General features: G+C 36.3%; 14 protein-coding genes. 12 read left to right on the plus strand and 2 right to left on the minus strand.

What is annotated here, in order from left to right; all coding sequences use genetic code 11:
- The first annotated feature begins 64 nt into the window (after positions 1 to 64).
- From ATE49_RS15605 to ATE49_RS15650, 10 genes are all read left to right on the plus strand, one after another.
- A complete protein-coding gene (locus ATE49_RS15605) occupies positions 65 to 2,698 on the plus strand; it encodes a TonB-dependent receptor (RefSeq protein ID WP_065082889.1) in 2,634 nt (877 codons plus the stop codon).
- A 149-nt stretch (positions 2,699 to 2,847) separates the two neighbouring features.
- Positions 2,848 to 5,457, plus strand: coding sequence for a TonB-dependent receptor (locus ATE49_RS15610; RefSeq protein WP_065082890.1), 2,610 nt, complete (start codon positions 2,848 to 2,850; stop codon positions 5,455 to 5,457).
- A gap of 89 nt (positions 5,458 to 5,546) precedes the next feature.
- The gene (locus tag ATE49_RS15615; protein ID WP_059155971.1) at positions 5,547 to 5,987 is read left to right on the plus strand and encodes a hypothetical protein; all 441 of its coding nucleotides are present in this window, start codon (positions 5,547 to 5,549) and stop codon (positions 5,985 to 5,987) included.
- Between the two features lie 127 nt (positions 5,988 to 6,114).
- Positions 6,115 to 7,104, plus strand: coding sequence for an aspartate-semialdehyde dehydrogenase (locus ATE49_RS15620; RefSeq protein ID WP_059155972.1), 990 nt, complete (start codon positions 6,115 to 6,117; stop codon positions 7,102 to 7,104).
- A 72-nt stretch (positions 7,105 to 7,176) separates the two neighbouring features.
- Positions 7,177 to 8,175, plus strand: coding sequence for a cation diffusion facilitator family transporter (locus ATE49_RS15625; RefSeq protein WP_059155973.1), 999 nt, complete (start codon positions 7,177 to 7,179; stop codon positions 8,173 to 8,175).
- Positions 8,176 to 8,275: 100 nt separating this feature from the next.
- Positions 8,276 to 9,295, plus strand: coding sequence for an aminoglycoside phosphotransferase family protein (locus ATE49_RS15630; protein ID WP_065082891.1), 1,020 nt, complete (start codon positions 8,276 to 8,278; stop codon positions 9,293 to 9,295).
- Positions 9,288 to 9,698 (plus strand): RapZ C-terminal domain-containing protein, encoded by a 411-nt coding sequence (locus tag ATE49_RS15635; RefSeq protein WP_065082892.1) that lies wholly within the window; start codon positions 9,288 to 9,290, stop codon positions 9,696 to 9,698. Before ATE49_RS15630 ends, ATE49_RS15635 begins: the two co-directional genes overlap by 8 nt.
- 3 nt (positions 9,699 to 9,701) lie before the next feature.
- Entirely contained in the window at positions 9,702 to 10,415 is a 714-nt protein-coding gene (locus tag ATE49_RS15640; protein ID WP_065082893.1) for a nucleotidyltransferase family protein, read from the plus strand.
- A 12-nt stretch (positions 10,416 to 10,427) separates the two neighbouring features.
- Complete coding sequence (locus ATE49_RS15645) at positions 10,428 to 11,159, plus strand: LOG family protein (RefSeq protein ID WP_059155976.1); 732 nt, start codon at positions 10,428 to 10,430, stop codon at positions 11,157 to 11,159.
- A gap of 59 nt (positions 11,160 to 11,218) precedes the next feature.
- Positions 11,219 to 11,686, plus strand: a complete 468-nt coding sequence (locus tag ATE49_RS15650; protein WP_034871688.1) for a DUF6702 family protein — start codon at positions 11,219 to 11,221, stop codon at positions 11,684 to 11,686.
- A gap of 483 nt (positions 11,687 to 12,169) precedes the next feature.
- Here the strand turns inward: ATE49_RS15650 and ATE49_RS15655 are convergent, their stop codons facing one another.
- Both ATE49_RS15655 and ATE49_RS15660 read right to left on the minus strand, forming a co-directional pair.
- Positions 12,170 to 13,576 (minus strand): DUF5689 domain-containing protein, encoded by a 1,407-nt coding sequence (locus tag ATE49_RS15655; protein WP_065082894.1) that lies wholly within the window; start codon positions 13,574 to 13,576, stop codon positions 12,170 to 12,172.
- Positions 13,577 to 13,602: 26 nt separating this feature from the next.
- Entirely contained in the window at positions 13,603 to 16,449 is a 2,847-nt protein-coding gene (locus ATE49_RS15660) for a carboxypeptidase regulatory-like domain-containing protein (RefSeq protein WP_065082895.1), read from the minus strand.
- Between the two features lie 148 nt (positions 16,450 to 16,597).
- Here ATE49_RS15660 and ATE49_RS15665 point away from each other — a divergent pair, with 148 nt between their 5' ends.
- A complete protein-coding gene (locus tag ATE49_RS15665; protein WP_065082896.1) occupies positions 16,598 to 17,791 on the plus strand; it encodes an endonuclease/exonuclease/phosphatase family protein in 1,194 nt (397 codons plus the stop codon).
- 71 nt (positions 17,792 to 17,862) lie between these two features.
- A complete protein-coding gene (locus ATE49_RS15670; RefSeq protein ID WP_065082897.1) occupies positions 17,863 to 18,285 on the plus strand; it encodes a DUF6146 family protein in 423 nt (140 codons plus the stop codon).
- Positions 18,286 to 18,356 lie beyond the last annotated feature (71 nt).

Consider the following 18,356-nt stretch of genomic DNA (forward strand, 5'->3'; position numbering starts at 1 on the left):
AAAATTTGTGCATTTTTGCAATCTGAAACTATCTACTTATATAAAAGTAAAGTAAATCAATAATATGAAGATCAATTTTAGAAAGCCAATGCTTGCGGCTGTAATTACATTAACTACAGCCAGCGTGTATTATGCACAGCAAACAAAGGACACTACAGATGCTAAATCCAAAGAGATTGAGGCAGTAATTCTGAAAGGTGTAACCGATATTGCTAAAGACAGAAAAACTCCGGTTGCTGTTTCTACAATTAAGGCTGCGCAAATTGTAGAAAGATTAGGAAATCAGGAACTTCCTGAAATCCTAAACACAACTCCATCTGTTTATGCCACTAAAGGTGGCGGTGGTTTTGGTGACTCGGGACTTGTAATGCGAGGTTTTGAATCAAGAAATATCGCTGTAATGGTTAATGGTATGCCTGTAAATGACATGGAGGGTGGTACTGTTTATTTTTCTAACTGGACAGGTTTAGCAGATGTTACTAGTGCTGTTCAATCACAAAGAGGTCTTGGTTCTTCTAAATTAGCTATTGCTTCTGTTGGTGGTACCATCAACTATTTAACACGTTCTGCTGATATGAAGCAAGGAGGTGTTATCCGTTTAGGCGTTGGTAACAATGACTTCCAGAAATCTTCATTTGCTTATAATACAGGTAAGACTCAAAATGGTTGGTCTTCTTCTATTCTAATGAGCAGACAAGCTGGTAATATGTATGTACAGAACCAGGCATATGAAGCTTATACTTACTTTTTTGCTTTAGGTTACCAACCAAGCAAAAAGCATAACTTACAGTTCATGATCACTTCATCTCCACAATGGCACGATCAGAGAACTTTTGCTCCTACAATTTCTGACTATATTAAATATAATCCAGATCATGACGGAAGCCCAGATAGAACGTACAATTCAGACTTTGGTTTCTACACAAGACCTGATGGCAAAAGAGTTGCAATATCTAACAGATCTAACTACTACAGTAAGCCGGTAATTATGCTGAACTGGGACTGGACAATTAGTGACAAGTCTACTTTAAGTACTGTAGCTTATATGTCAAATGGCCGTGGTGGTGGTACAGGAGATCTTGGTAAAGTTGCTTACAACGGTGCCAGCTACGGAATCAATGGTACAGATAAAAACGGGGTTCCTGTTTTTAAAGATGCTGAGGGGCATTATGACTTCAACAAAATATTCGGAGCAAATGGTGCTGTAAATGTTAACAGTGCTGCAGCAGGAAATACATTAATTAGAAGATCTAGTATCAATTCTCACAACTGGTATGGAATCTTAATGAACTTCCAACACAAGATTAATGATAACTGGAACTTCTCTGTAGGTACTGATGACAGATATTACTACGGTTACCATTATCAGGTTGTTTCTGATTTATATGGTGCTGCTGGTTATAAAGATAATACCAACAAAAACATAGCTCCTAATATCGTTAGCAATTCATACGATTATAAAAAATTACCTTGGAATCCTTTTGGAGGTTCACTAGCTCCAATGCAGGACAGAATCGGATATAGTAATGATGGTGAAGTTCTATGGTACAGTGGATTTGGACAGGTAGAATATACCTCTGAAAAATTGACAGCTTACTTACAAGGATCTATTTCAAACCAAGGTTTCCAAAGAATTGATAACTTTATTATAGATGGTGTTACCAAGCAGGCAGGGCAAGTTGTTAATACAAAAACTGGCTTTAAAAATGTATTCGGTTATAACATCAAAGGGGGATTAAACTATAACATTGATAACCATCATAATGTTTTTGCTAATGTTGGTTATTATAGCAAGCAACCTTTCTTTACGGCAGTATATCCTAGTAACCAACAAGTTGTTAACCCTTCATTAAGCAACGAGAAAATTTTCTCTGCAGAATTAGGTTACGGCTTCAGATCTGCTAAGTTCAATGCAAATGTTAACGTTTATAGAACTCAGTGGAAAGACAGATGGTTAAGAAGAGGTTCTATTCCTTTAGTAAACGCTCCAACAACAACTGGATATGCTGAAATGAACGGTATTACTGAAATTCACCAGGGAGTTGAATTTGATGCAGTTTACAAACCATTCAGATTCTTAGAATTCAACGGTATGTTCTCTTGGGGGGATTACTTCTACAAAGGAAATGCATATGCTACAACGTTTGATGACAACAACAACCCTGTAACTATTGCGGGAAGTAGTAATTCAAATGAACTTTACATTGATAAAGTTAAAGTTGGTGGAACTGGAAATAACAGTATTCCTCAGTTGACAGCTGCTTTAGGAGCAACAGTAAGACCTGTAGAAGACTTAAGTATCTATGGAACATGGAGATATGTAGGTAAAATTTACTCTGCTTTAGATATCTCTTCATTTACTACTCCTGGTAAACAAGCTCTGCAATTACCTAACTTCAACTTATTTGATATAGGTGCTTCTTACAAAATCAGATTAAACGATAAGGCTAAATACTTCACTATTGGAGCTAACGTATATAACTTATTTGATACTACCTATATTTCTGACGGAGCAACGAGTATTCAGGCTAAGCAGTTAGGAGACTTTAAGGATATTAATGTTAACGGGACTGTGGTTAGTGCACAGCAACAGTACAACACGTATCAGAGTACTCTATATAAAGGTATTGATCCTTCTAACAGAGTTTACTTTGGTTTCGGAAGAACTTGGGCAGCAACCCTATCTTTCAACTTCTAATCAAAACAACATTAGAATATATAAAAATAAAACCCGCCAAATGGCGGGTTTTATTTTTTGCTGTTTTCTTAAAAAAATTAACATCATGTTAAAGAATGTTAAAGAATAAATACTCATATTTGCAGCGTTAAAAATCAACACTGTTATTTATGAACATTAATTTCAAAAAGCCGCTTATAACGGCTCTTGTATTATCCACAGCCAGTGTGTATTATGCACAAAAAACTAAGGATTCTCTAGAAAAACCCAAGTCTATTGACGAGGTTGTTTTAGTAGGAAGAAACCTTACACAGGTTGCTAAAGAAAGAAAAACACCTGTTGCAGTTTCCACAATTAAGGCAACGGAAATTCAGGAAAAATTAGGAAACAGAGAGTTTCCTGAAATTATGAAGTCAACTCCATCTGTTTACGTAACAAAAGTAGGTGGTGGATTCGGCGACAGCAGAATTAACATGAGAGGTTTTGATGCTACCAACATTGCGGTAATCATCAATGGACAACCTGTAAATGATATGCAGAGTGGCGCTGTATACTGGTCTAACTGGACTGGTTTAGCAGATATTGCCAGCTCTATCCAGATTCAGAGAGGTCTTGGAGCATCTAAATTTGTTGTTCCTTCTGTAGGAGGAACCATTAACATTGTAACCAAAGCCACAGATGCTGAACAAAAAGCAATGATAAAAGCTGAGGCAGGTAACGATAACTATTCAAGATTATCGGCCATGTACTCTTCAGGTCTAAAAAACAAATGGGGAACAACTGTATTACTTTCTCGTTGGCAAGGTGACGGTTACATTAACGGAACAAAAGGAGAAGGTTATTCTTGGTTCTTCTCTGTTGGTTATAAACCAAATGAAAAGCATGCTTTCAACATTATTGCAACAGGAGCCCCACAGGTACACGATACCAGAAGATCTTCTGCAACGGGAGCAAATGTAGCAACACTACGTCAATTAGATACATACGGAAGAAGATACAATCCACAAACAGGGATACTAAACGGATCACAGTTCAATCTAGCACCTAACTTCTATCACAAACCAATTGCTTCACTTAACTGGGACTGGACTATCAATGATGCTTTAAAGCTTTCAACTGTAGTTTACGCTTCATGGGGCCGCGGTGGTGGTGGTACCGGATTAAATGGTACAATCAAAAATGCTAACAACCAGACCATGAATTTCATGAACTATGGTCCGGGTGGAGATGGTACAATCAACTGGGATATGATCTACCGCTACAACAGAGGTGGTTCGGTAACCGATTACAACGGAAATACATTCCAGAAAGGAACATTTACTGCGCAACCAGGACAACCAACCGATTATAACGGACGATATGTAGCAACGTTGAATGGTACAAGTGGTATTGTAAGAAAGCAAAGTATCAATGCACACGATTGGTATGGCGCTATTGCTGACCTTAACTACAAGAAAAACAACTGGACTTTCAACGGAGGGATTGATCTAAAAACTTATAAAGGAGCTCTTTACGACATCGTTACTGACATGTTAGGTTCTGATGCATTTTTTGTAAAAAGTACAGTTAATTCACCAAATGGATATTTTATCAATAAAATAGTAAAACCGGAAGCAATCACAAACCTTAATAATGCCCAAAAGGTATCCATATACAACGAAGGATTGGTAAGATGGGCTGGAGCATACGGAATGGTTGAGTATTCTGATGAAAAACTAAGTGCATCACTTCAAGGTTCCGTTTCCAAGCAGTACTACAAGCGAAGAGATTACATGTTGTACACTCCGGAAAACCAGGAAACAAAATGGTATAACAAAACAGGTTATATTGTAAAAGGAGGAGCAAACTATAACATTGATCAACATCATAATGTATTCTTCAATACAGGCGTTATTTCCAGACAACCATTGTTCAGTGCTTTATTCCCGACTAACCAGAATGTCTACAAAGATGTAAAGAATGAGAGAATTTTCTCAATAGAACTAGGTTATGGATTCAAATCCCGTTATGTAGATGTTAATATTAATGCTTACAGAACACAGTGGGATGACAGATTTATTACAAGAACATTCAATGCCACTGCTGGAGATGTTGCAAATTTCTCTCAGCTACAGTTAGGAAATACTTATTTCTACAATGCTTTAAATGTAGGACAACTTCACCAGGGAGTTGAATTAGAGGCTAAAGCAAGACCATTCTCTAACCTTAGACTTAGAGGTATGCTTTCTGTTGGTAACTGGAAGTACAAAGGAAATGCAAACTTCAACATCATCGATGTCCTAAGCAACCAGGAAGTTCCGGGAGCAACAGGAACAATAAACATCAAAGATCTAAAAGTTGGTGATGCTGCACAAACTACAGCAAGTATCGGAGCTGACTATAACATCACCAAAGCATTTAGTATCGATGCAAACTGGGAATATTATGACAAATTATATGCTCAGTTTAATCCGATTAACTTCCTTACAGCAGCTGCAAGAGACAAAGGCGTTGTAAAATTACCAAGCTATAATTTATTCGATGTAGGCGCTGCTTACAAATTCACAATTGATCAGAAAAGATCTTTAACTTTAAGAGTTAATGTATACAACTTATTCAATAAGTACTACATTTCCGAACTAAGCTCAAACATCTACACGAGTGACAAAATTGCAAGTGGTCCGGATGCAGGTAAAACATATCAGGAAGCAGGAAGAGTATATCAAGGTGTTGCAGATGGCAATACAGGATTCTTAGGTTTCGGAAGAACCTGGTCAGCCGCGGCTACTTTCAGATTCTAACATTGGTTAAAAATCATCTGAATGATAATCAATTAAACCCGCCAATCTCGGCGGGTTTTGTTATATTTGTTCACATTTAAATTTAGATTATGCACAATATTTTTTTACAAGCGCACAGAGGCTTCGCTTATCTGGAGTTACTATTAGTCGCTCTTTTTATCATTGCATTGCTTACAGTGATACTTGGATATTCCGGTAAAGTTTCCAAATTACTGAGAAAATCAACTCTATTCGTAATGATCTTCTTCCACATCCAGTTTCTTATCGGTATTATTATGCTTGTAGGAACATCCGGTTTTATGGATACAATCAAAGCAATGGGTATGGGCGGACTTATGAAAAATTCAGCTCTAAGATTCACCTATATAGAGCATCCTTTCTCTATGCTTATTGCTGCTGTACTAATGACAATTCTGAATAAGAAACTTAAAACAAACGACACAATCTCTATGGGAATGGTCGTATTAGCTGTCCTTGCAATTGCACTTTTCGCATTTGCTTTGCCATGGGCAAAATTAATGGGAGCTTAACTATAACTTATCAGCAGCAAAGAATGCCGATAGCTAAAAACTATCGCCTATTTACTGTTATATATTAAGTATTAAGCTTTTATTTCTTAATTTTGACAATTATTTAACCAATATATCATACTTTAAAATGAAAATCGCTGTTGTCGGCGCAACCGGGATGGTTGGCCAGGTTATGCTGAAAGTTTTGGAAGAGAGAAATCTTCCGATAACTGAATTGATTCCTGTAGCATCTGAAAGATCTGTAGGAAAGAAAATTACTTTCAAAGGTCAGGAATATGCTATTGTAAGCATGCAGGAAGCTATTGACCGAAAACCTGAGATCGCTCTGTTTTCTGCAGGGGGAGAAACATCCAAACAGTTTGCACCTAAGTTTGCTGAAGCAGGCACAACAGTAATTGATAATTCTTCCGCATGGAGAATGGAAGTTGATAAAAAATTAGTTGTTCCGGAAATCAATGCTAATGTATTGACTAAAGAAGATAAGATTATCGCTAATCCTAACTGTTCTACAATTCAGTTAGTAATGGTATTGGCTCCTCTGAATAAAAAGTACGATATCAGAAGAGTTATTGTATCTACTTACCAATCTGTAACAGGAACTGGTAAAGATGCTGTAGATCAGTTAAATGCTGAAATTAAAGGCGAAACCCCACAAATGGTTTATCCATATCAGATTTTCAAAAATGCTTTACCTCATTGTGATGTATTTGCAGATGATGATTACACAAAGGAGGAAATCAAATTAATGAAAGAGCCTAAGAAAATTATGGGCGACGATACTTTCAGCCTTACAGCTACTGCAGTAAGAGTACCAGTACAAGGCGGGCACTCTGAAAGCGTAAATATCGAGTTCGAAAATGAATTCGATCTTCAGGAAGTTCGTCAGATCCTTTCAGAAACTCCGGGAGTTATTGTATTAGACGATGTACAAAACAAAGTTTACCCAATGCCATTGGAAGCTGAAGGAAAGGATGAAGTTTTCGTAGGAAGAATCAGAAGAGATCTTTCTCAGCCTAAAACGCTAAACCTTTGGATTGTTGCAGACAATCTCAGAAAAGGCGCAGCTACCAACGCTGTACAGATTGCAGAGTATCTGGTGGCAAACGAGCTAGTATAAAATAAAAACCAAGGCATCTTCTAAAGATGCCTTATTTTTGCAATATATTTTTCACAACAATATATCAAATTGATGAAAGAGGAGACAGTCAATAAAGATATTAGTAAGCTTGCTTTTCAGCGGGCTATTGCTTTTGCCGGAATCATACTATTCATAGGCAAACTAGTTGCCTGGCAACTAACAAATTCGGACGCCGTATTTTCCGATGCAATGGAAAGTATAGTTAATATTGTGAGTGCATTTTTAGGCCTCTACTCTCTATACTTAGCAGCAAAGCCAAAGGATAAAGAACATCCTTACGGACATGGAAAGGTAGAATTTATAACCTCCGGTGTAGAGGGATTACTCATCATTATTGCCGGTATATTAATTATCGTCCAATCCAGTAACAGTTTGATTAAAGGAAATCATGTAAAGGATCTCGATTGGGGAATTATCATAGTACTTATAACCGGGCTTATCAACTATGGACTTGGCTGGTATTCCCTGATAAAAGGAAAAAGAGAAAATTCTCTGGTACTTATTGCTTCCGGGAAACATTTACAATCCGATACAATTACAACACTAGGAGTTGTGATAAGTTTAGTTATTGTACACTTTACGCACTGGTATTGGATCGATAGCGTTGTAGCACTAATATTCGGATCTTATATTATTTTCATTGGCTATCAGATTGTTCGTAAAGCACTAAGCGGAATTATGGATGAAACCGATGATAAACTTTTAAAAGAAATCACTGCAATATTACTAGCCAACCGTCAGCCACAATGGATAGATATTCACAATATGAAAATTCAGCAATACGGAGCTAACCTTCATATCGATGCTCATATTACTCTGCCGTGGTACTACAGTTTAAGAGAGGCTCACAGCGAAATGGAAAAGGTACTCATCTTACTTGCCAAAAATCTGGATCGACAAATAGAATTCAATTTCCATATGGACGATTGTAAGCCTATCTCCTGCTCTGTATGCCAGATGAGCAATTGCCCCGTTCGGGAATTTCCATTTGAGAAGAAAATAGAATGGACTATTAAAAACATCAGTCAGGTACAAAAGCATACCGTCTAAACCAATAACAAAAGTTTTTAAAATATTATTTAATACATCTATATCGCTCTGCTTCCGCTTCTATAAATATCATTTAGTATATTTGTAAGGAGATCAGACTATGCGAGAAGAACTATTTCAGAAATTTTTAAAAGATTACTTTGGACATTCGGACTTTACAATAACCCCTCTACAACAGAGTGGCTCTGCCCGCCAGAATCTAATTATTGAAACATCTGACAATAAGTATATCCTTACTTTCAACGAAAAAATTGATGAGAATGAGAGTTTCTTCTATCTGACAAATGCTTTTTACAATTTGCAGCTTCACGTACCTGAAATTTATACAATCAACGCTGAAAGAAATCTTTATCTTCAACAATATGTTGGCTCCAATACTTTATCCGAAGTTATTACAAAAGAAGGACAAAGCGAAAGAGTAAAAAATTTAGTTGGTAAGACAATTAAAGCATTAAGTAATTTTCAACAGAAAACATCGGGAAATATAGACTTCTCAAACGCTTACGAATATGAGGCATATGATAGTTTTCCTGTAACCCATGATCTTTATTACTTCAAAAACTTTCTGATAGATACACTAGAAATAGACTATCATAAAGGAAAAATATTAAAGGAGTTCCAACACATTTCTGACAAAGTTCAGTCACTTCAGCCACACACGGTTATGATGCGGGATTTCCAGGCCAGGAATATTATGGTAGATGATCAGGACGAAATTTATTTTATCGATTACCAGGCAGCAATGTTGGGGCCTGCTACTTATGACCTTGTTTCGTTTCTTTTTCAGGCCAAAGCAAACTTTTCTAAAGAATGGAAAAATGAGTTTCTTTCCGAGTATTTGGTTTTGAACAAAGATTCCTTTTCAGAAGATTCTTTCAAAGAAGCCGTAAACTACTGCAAACTCATGCGCTTTCTTCAGGTATTAGGGGCATATGGCTTCCGTGGACTTATTCAACGGAAAAAACACTTTATTGAGAGTCTTAATCAGGGCATAAAAAATATTAATGAACTGAAGGAGCAATGGGCAGAAATCAATAATTATCCCGAGCTCTCAAAAGTAATAACAGAATTACAGTCAGTCAATACACAACAAAAAGTAAATCAACTTATCAATGGATAATAAATTAACTATAAAAGTACATAGTTTTTCATATAAAAAGGGAGGTATCCCGAAAGACAATTCCGGCAACGGAGGTGGTTTCGTATTCGATTGCCGCGGAATACTAAATCCGGGTAGAATTGAAGAATACAAACAACAAACCGGAAACGATATCTCTGTACAGGAATATTTAGAAGAAAAAACCAAGATTCAGGATTTTCTGAATTCAGTTTTCAGCATTGTTTCTATTAATATCGATGATTACCTGGCACGTGGATTTGAGAATCTGCAGATAAACTTCGGTTGTACTGGCGGACAGCACAGATCTGTATATTCGGCTATAAAAACAGCTGCATTTATACGTGAGAAATACCCACAGGCAAACGTTATCCTGCATCATGATGAGCAACCTCAATTGAACTAACCTATGAAAGCTTTACTTTTTGCGGCAGGAAAAGGCACACGTCTAAAGCCTTTTACGGATGCCCACCCGAAAGCTTTGGCCAAGGTAAACGGAATTACATTATTAGAACGTAACATCAATTACCTGCAGTCTTTTGGCATCAATAATTTTGTAATTAACATTCATCATTTCGGAGAACAAATTGTTGATCTCCTGAAAGAAAAAAATAACTTCGGAGCACAGATAGAAATATCCGATGAAAGCGAACAATTATTAGAAACCGGAGGTGGCTTAATGTTTGCAAAACCTTTTCTGGAAAAGGAAGAATGTTTTCTTATTATGAACGTGGATATCCTAACTGATCTGAATATTACAGATCTCATTAACTTCCACAAGGAACACGAAGATTTTGTTACTCTTGCTGTTTCGGACAGAGAAAGTAGCAGAAAATTACTTTTCGACGATTCTATGGTATTAAAAGGATGGATGAACACCAATACCGGAGAACAAAAGCTTGCAGAATTCAACAAAGGCTTCCGCCCCTTAGCATTCAGCGGAATACATTGTATTAATTCTCTTATTTTTGATAAAATAAAACGTACCGGAAAATTCTCCATTATGGAAGAATACCTGGACTTTATGATGACAGAGAGAATCAATGGTTACCTTCACGATGCATATCTTGTAGATGTTGGAAAACCGGAGAGTATTCTGCTGGCGGAAGAATATTTTAAATAAAAATGTAGACACATGAAAAAGAAAGATACACCTAAAAATGATATTATTTTAGACGAAAGAGTAAAAGAAAGTTTTCGCCAGAAAAGCTGGGACGAGAAACTGACTAAGGACAGCTGGATGGTTTTTAAAATCATGGCTGAATTTGTTTCCGGATTTGAAAAGATGACGGAAATAGGTCCATGCGTTTCTATCTTCGGCTCTGCAAGACTGAAAGAAGACCACAAATATTATCAAATGGCTACTGAAATAGCCGAAAAAATAACCGAATTAGGATTCGGTGTTATCACTGGTGGCGGTCCCGGAATTATGGAGGCAGGAAATCGTGGTGCATATGGGCATGGGAAATCTATCGGACTGAATATAGACCTTCCTTTTGAACAGCATTTTAATCCATATATTGACAATGGTTATAATATGGATTACGATTATTTCTTTGTAAGAAAAGTAATGTTTGTAAAATACTCTCAGGGATTTATCGTTATGCCTGGAGGTTTTGGAACATTAGATGAGCTAATGGAAGCCCTTACTCTTATTCAAACTAACAAAATTGGACGATTCCCTATTGTATTGGTAGGAAGCGAGTTCTGGGGAGGCTTAATAGACTGGTTTAAAAGCTCATTACTTAAAAATGGCCTTATTTCAGAAGAAGATCTTAATCTTTACAGAATTGTAGACAATGCGGATGACGCTGTTGCCCATATCAAGGCATTCTACGAAAAATATGCAATTAGTGTTAATTTTTAGTTAATTTGTGGCATATATTTTGACTCTTATTATTTGGAAATGAAATTAATTCTTTTAAAATGAAAAAGTTATTAGGAACATTAGGCATATTATCATTGCTAATTTTCGCATTTAGTTTTATGGAATTCCATTCTTCTATGACCAAGGTAGATTATAATGAAGCGAACGGAGTTCTGAAGTTCACTACCAAAATGAACGCTTCAGATTTAGAGCAGGCTCTTAAAATGGATTCTAAAAGCGGAAGTTTTGATAATGCTGCTAAAAATTATGTAAACGCTAACTTTAGTACTAGTGTAAACGGGGCTCCTGTTAGACTTACATATACCGGAAGCCAGGTAAATGGTGAGGCAGTGTGGGTATATTTCGAGGCTTCAGGCATAGGAAATATAAGTACCATAAAGGTTAAAAATACAATACTTCTGAATGAATTTTCTAGCCAGATGAATCTGGTAACTGTTTCTTATAAAGGAAAACAGAAAACAATGACCTTCCAGAGAGGTAAAGAAGTAAATGAAGCTGCTTTTTAAAATTACAAAAACAACAAATAATGAACACTCAGGCCATGGGCTTGAGTGTTTTTTATATCCGTATACCAGCCTAATTCACTTCTTCAATTAGCTCTGTTCCGGAAAGAATTCAGAATAACAATGAATCAGGAGTAAAAACTGGAGACCAAGCAAAAAATTCAACTAATACGAAAATGAAAAACTTCTTTTCCTTCTCTCAATTGTGATCTGACGGTTTTGATTTTTGATCTGGATGATTTTTCTCTTCCCTGATTAAGATAACGTTTCTCTGGAACGTTGTGCATTTTCATAATTATAAACTATAGAGGTCAAGCTCCTAATGGAGCTCCGGAGGAATACTATCTCACGATAGTAATATTTCCCCTAGATTATTCCCTATCCCTGATAATATAAGAACCTCCTAATCAGAACTCAGACTATTTTTAAAATAAAAAACCGGAAGAGGCTTTCTTCCGGTTTTATTCTTTATATAATCAGATTATATTATTCTATTTTAAGGTTGTCTATTAATAGATTGTAAGTCCCTGATTTTCCTATCTTAAATGCGAATATATTCGATCCGGCTTTCGTATTAACACTTGACATTGTGCTTAGGTCTAATGCTACTAAAACCCATTTACCTTTTGTATCTACACTACCACCATATCCATTAGCTGCTGCAGCATTAAGCTGTACGCTTCCTGTTACATCTCCGGAATTGAAAGGTGTGTATTTACTTGCTGCATCATATACATTGAAAGATAATCCATTACCCGCAGCTGTACCATTCATGTAGAAAGTAATTCTTTTTGGTGCAGCAGGATATCCTGTTCCCGCAGTAACTGTAAATACATAATCATTAGTTCCTGTTGCTGGTGTATTGATTAATAAAGCATTTCCTCCGTTCATACCTTTACCTACTGCTTGAGAAACATATGGTTTTACACCGTTACCATCTAAAGCTGCTATGAAATCGTTCCAGTTTTCAAAATCTGCTCCTTTAAACAGCCATGCTGCATTAGCTGCCGGAGGAGTTACTGTATCGGGAGGAGTCACCTCAACAGTAAATCTATCTTTTGTAAGATTAAGATCTTTAAGGTCTCTAAGATATGCCTGATATGTTGTATTATATCTGCTAAGAATCATTGTAATATCTCCACTTTTTACATAATTAGGAGAAATTTTCTCTGTTGAGAAATTAGCATAATTACTAAATCTAAGATCTAATTTGTTTCCTTTAGGATCTACAATATATCTGTCCCCTGTCTTATCAGCATCGCTAAAGGTTTTAGACAATTCTGCATCATCAAATTGCACACCTTTAATCGTAATCAATTTATTTACATTCTGAGGTTGCAAAGCATCGTTAAGATTATCAAATACTACTGGTACCATCTGGCTAATTACAGCCTTTCCTTCTGTTCCACAAACTCGTGCAATATAGTCTGATAATCTATTTGGATTAATTCTCCCAATAGGATAATCAGGATCATAAGTACCAATTTTAACATTATTACTAGTCGCCTGCACCACTAATCCCTTAAGGTTAAGTCTTATTTTAGACCCTAATGGGTAATTAACATACTGATTCGATCCATCAATGTCTATTTCAACTGCTTGTGTAGGATTTCCAGGCTTGTCCTGAACATATAATGCCTTATAAATATTCCCCGACTGATCCGAAGATGATACATAAGCTTCTACAATATAATCTTCCTTAATAATATCTGCTTGTGTAGGCTTCACTTTTGCAATTGCTGGTAAATCAGACAATGCATGATTAGTTGCCGGGAATCGATCTGTACAGGCAATTGTAGGAACTGAATAATCGTCACTTTTAACACACGAATTAAGGGCTGTTATGCCTAAGGTCGCGATAATAAATGATTTAAAATATGATATATGGTTCATTTTTTTTTATTTAAATTGATTAGAAATTAGAAACGGAACTGAACATTGAAGAAATAAGATCTTCCCTGTGAATAGAAATACTTTGGAGCAAAGTTTGAAGTATTTCTATCAAAATCAGCAACATAATCTTTGTAGTTAATGTACCTTGTCTGCTCAAAACCTCCTGTAATATATTTCTTGTTATTCAGGATGTTATTAACCGTTGCAGAAATTACAAAATAATATTTCCCTATAACCCAGGATTTCCCGGCACTCGCATTAAAGAAAAATGCATCTGGTAACTGTACCTGCTTCAGAACTCGTCTCAACTCCACTTCATTAACATCGTCATATGGTACACCCGGTGTATTCGGATTATAGATAAACGCATTTGTTCTGGTTGCAGGAGAAGGATCTATATATCCATCGCGCAAATAATTCCAGTTACCGCTAATCCACCAGTATTTCGGACTGCTATATCTTAAGCCTACCGAGAATGCCTGTTGTGGAGTACCTCCTACTTTATAATCTTTAAGATAAGATTCTCCAAGATCTTTATATTCAGATCTTACAAGCTCTCCCTGTTTATTATAATCATAGAAAACTCCCATGGCATCGGACGCAAAATAAAGCTTTGGATTATTTGTATAGGTATATTGTCCAATACTTGCCAAACCACTAGCTGTAAGAGTTGGGGTAATCTTTACCTGAATACCCAATTCTACACCCATATTTCTCGTATTCACATTAGATAATACCTGTGTAACCATTGCCTGGTTGTCACCTTGTATCTCTTGTCCTGCATCATCCAATGTATTAAAGCTTATTCCATTTGCAAAATAACGCTGTACATTGGTGTCATTCATTGTATTAATCAAATAACCTGTTAATCTTAATTTAAAGCTTGGCGCTGAAATTATATAACTTAAATCATTTGCGTTAATGATAGTACTCTGAATATTTGGAGAAACAGCATTGCTATTTCTTGCGTTGATAAAAATATCATTAAGGAAAGGTGCCTGAGAATAGTATGCTCCGTTATACATCAAGAACATTCTTCCGTTCAACTTATAAGTCAATTGTCCTTTCAAACCAAAATTCCAGAAATTTTGATCTGCGCCTTTACCATAAGAATCCTTATATAAGTAATGTTGGAAAAGACCTTCTCTGTTATTTGTTGAATAACCTACTAAAGCAGAAACAAATCCATCAATTCTCGGTGTTGAAAATTTCAGTCCGGCATTGAAATTAATATCCTGACGTCTGTAGATATAATCATACCCGAACTTATCTCCTACTTTTTTGTTAACATTTGGATCCAACGTATTAAAGCTGCCTCCTCTTGCTGTTTTGGCAAAAGGGTCCATATTAAGTGCATAGTCAGCACCTAACAAATCCTTAATCTCTCTATATTGTTCAGAATAATAATTCTGATAAGTCAGATTAAGTACCAACTTCATTCTGTCCGTAAGATTATTGGTATAATGTGTTGATACATTCCAAATTTTGTTGTTCTTCACATCATTCTCAAGAAAGTAGAATGCTCTTCTTCCATTCTCTCCTACCGGTCCGTTTAGATTAGCATTATACAATGAATTCCAATTGATCTGAGTATGATCCTGATCGTTATTTGTCCACCAGTCTTTGGTTAATGCAAGATTTTCCTGCTGTGAAAGACTAGGTTTATCTAAATTCTCCCAATAGCTTGGAAGATTTCTATAGTAAATTGGAGACGGGTTATTAGCTTTATACCAATCCAATCTGGAACTTTTTTCTTTTCCGAACTGGTAAGAAACAGTTGTCCATAGATCAGATTTTTTATTAATCTTCCAGTAATCTGTCAACTGGATCATTGGCATAAATCCTGTTTTTACTCTCTCACTACGCTTTCTTCCATCTTGCCATCCCCAGTAAGCATTATAATGAATACCCCTGTAATCATATACTTCCTGAGTATTCGGGCTGGATGTACTTCTTCTGTAGTCTGAGCCAATTGCATTAAGTGTTACAGTATGTTTATCATTGATTTTCTTTTCAACTCCCAGGTAACCACTGATAGCATCATAGAAAGTCCCATCCTGTATTCCTTCTTGCGCCCATCTTCTGGCAATCATACCTGTAAATGCCCATCCTTTCTTATTCATTCCGGAAGAGAATCTGTATGATAATCGGTTATTATAGTTACGGTTGGTCAGGGAATAAGTTAACTGGCTTCCTTTACGGTAGTCACTTGCCTTTGTATTTTTATAAAATACAGATCCAACACCACCAAAACCATATTCAGATGGACTGTGGTTCAGTGCGATTTCCGGATAACGTGTAATTTCATTAAGTCCACCCCACGTACTGAAATCTACCATTCCCGTATCCGGACGTGCGGTAGAAACACCATTAATCATATTTTCTCCCAGCCTTGAATCAATCCCTCTTGGGCGGAACCAGTAAAATCCAAGATCAAATGCTGCGATACTACTAAACACATCTCTCGACGATTGTAGCAAACCAACTGTTGACTGGTTATTGAGCTCATCAGACTGGTCACTGTCATCAAGAATAGTAAATCCCTGATCTATATCATTAAAATTAGTGGATAATTTGATGACACCTAAATCCTGTCTTTTTTTACCTTCTTCAACGTCAAATTCTACAATCTGAGATTCAAAAGGAGGTTTTGAAACTGTAATCTGATAGTGTCCCGGCTTTAGACCTACAAATTGGAAATATCCAATTTTGTCAGCTGTTACACTATACGATGATCCTTTCATGCTTACATCCGCACTCTCTACAGGTTTCCCCGCAGTATCTTTAATATACGCAAAAGCAGTAGTTTGTGCGTAGTAAAAAGATGCCGGCAGCAATGTAAACAATGACAGCAATGATAGCTTTTTAATCATATCTTAAATATTGTTTAGTAATTATCGAGGTCATTTTCCGCAAATTTAGTGTAATTTTATTTAGCGGAGGGTATAAGGCCACCCCATTGATGTCATGTAAAATTAAAGATTTATTTCATTTATCTTTGTAATTTCAAACCAATCTGACATGAGGAAATTTTTATTCATTACTCTATTATTTACGAATATATTACTTTTTTCCCAAAGTAATATAAGAAGAGTTGCTGCTGTAGGATTTTATAATGTGGAAAATTTATGGGACATCTATAAATCCGCAGACTATATTGACGGAACAAAAGATGTAAGCAACCCGGCATTTCACAGAAGCATTCCTGTAGATTCTATACAGTATCTGGAACATGAACCCTATAAAGGACAATGGAGTGATGCTCTTCTGAAAGGAAAGAAAGCCGTAAGACAGCAATACTCGAATGGTGAATTTACACCACAAAGTGCCAAAAATTATACCGAGAAAGTCTATCAGCAAAAACTGGGGAATATTGCCCATGTTATTTCAGAGCTAGGTAGTAAGTATACTAAAACAGCTCCTGTAATTGTAGGTCTTGTTGAAGTAGAAAACAGACAGGTCATCGAGGATCTTGTAAAGCAACCTCAACTTGCTAAATACAATTATGGCGTCGTTCATTTTAATTCTTATGACGCCAGAGGTATTGATAATGGGTTGATTTATCAAAAAGGCCGTTTTAAACTTGAAAAAGCATGGAAAAAAGAACTAAAAATATTCGATAACGGAAAGCGTGAATACACCAGAGACTTATTAGTCGTTCTTGGAGAATTAGACGGAGAGAAATTTGCCTTCTTTGTAAATCACTGGCCATCCAGAAGAGGTGGTGAAGCTATTTCGCTTCCTAAAAGAAATGCGGCAGCAGCACTGCTTAATCAGCAAATGGACAGTATAAGAAACAGCAATCCGGAATACAGATTAATGGCAATGGGTGACTTTAATGACGATCCGGTTAGTCCAAGTTTCAAAAATTATGTGAAAGCTACAGGCGATATCGATAAAGTAGGTGATGAAACACCATATTTTAATCCAATGTTTAAAATGTTTAAAAATGGTGTAGCTTCTTTAGCATACCAGGATGCTCCAAATTTATTCGACCAGATTATTTATTCAAAAAATCTAATTGGAGACAAAGGAAGATCTGCACAAAAAGATTATACCGTGTATACAACCGAAGTATATGCTCCGGGATACCTCATCAATAAAGAGGGAAGCTACAAAGGTTATCCTTTCAGATCATGGGATGGAGACCGATTTACAGGAGGATACAGTGACCATTTCCCGGTTTTCAGTATTCTGCAAAAATCTGCACAATAAAAATTTTATAACCGCTAGTAAAGCGGTTATTTTTTTGCACTAAATTTGATATATATTTAAAAATATTGATTATGAAAAACTTTATTTTTATCATTATCCTTAGTGTACTGACTTTCTCCTGTACATCTAGAAATATGACACCACCAACTGAAGGCTCTCATCAGCCTGCAAAAGTAGAAAAGGGTGACGATGGAGAATGGGAACTTACTGTTTTCGATACAGACTATGAAAACTTCCTGCTTACCAGAGCAAGACCTAAATCCATGTATACAGAATCTTATCTTAAAAGCAGAAATACGATTTTGGTAAACGAATGGAACAGCTTATATATGTCCGGAAGATACAGAAACATTGTAGAATCTCAGATTGATTATGATCCAAACGAAAAGTACGGAATGGATTTCGAGTACCGGCTTTATCAGGTATTCGTTTATGTCAATTGGAAATACGGACTGAAACTATACAGCCTTAGTAACGTAGAAGGGCTGAGGTAAAATATTTACCTGCTCATATTATAATAACAATTGCCGGATATAATCCGGCAATTGCATTGAAGTTAAAGTAA

It is taken from the genome of Elizabethkingia miricola, from assembly GCF_001675285.1.
In the GTDB taxonomy this organism is placed as follows: domain Bacteria; phylum Bacteroidota; class Bacteroidia; order Flavobacteriales; family Weeksellaceae; genus Elizabethkingia; species Elizabethkingia miricola.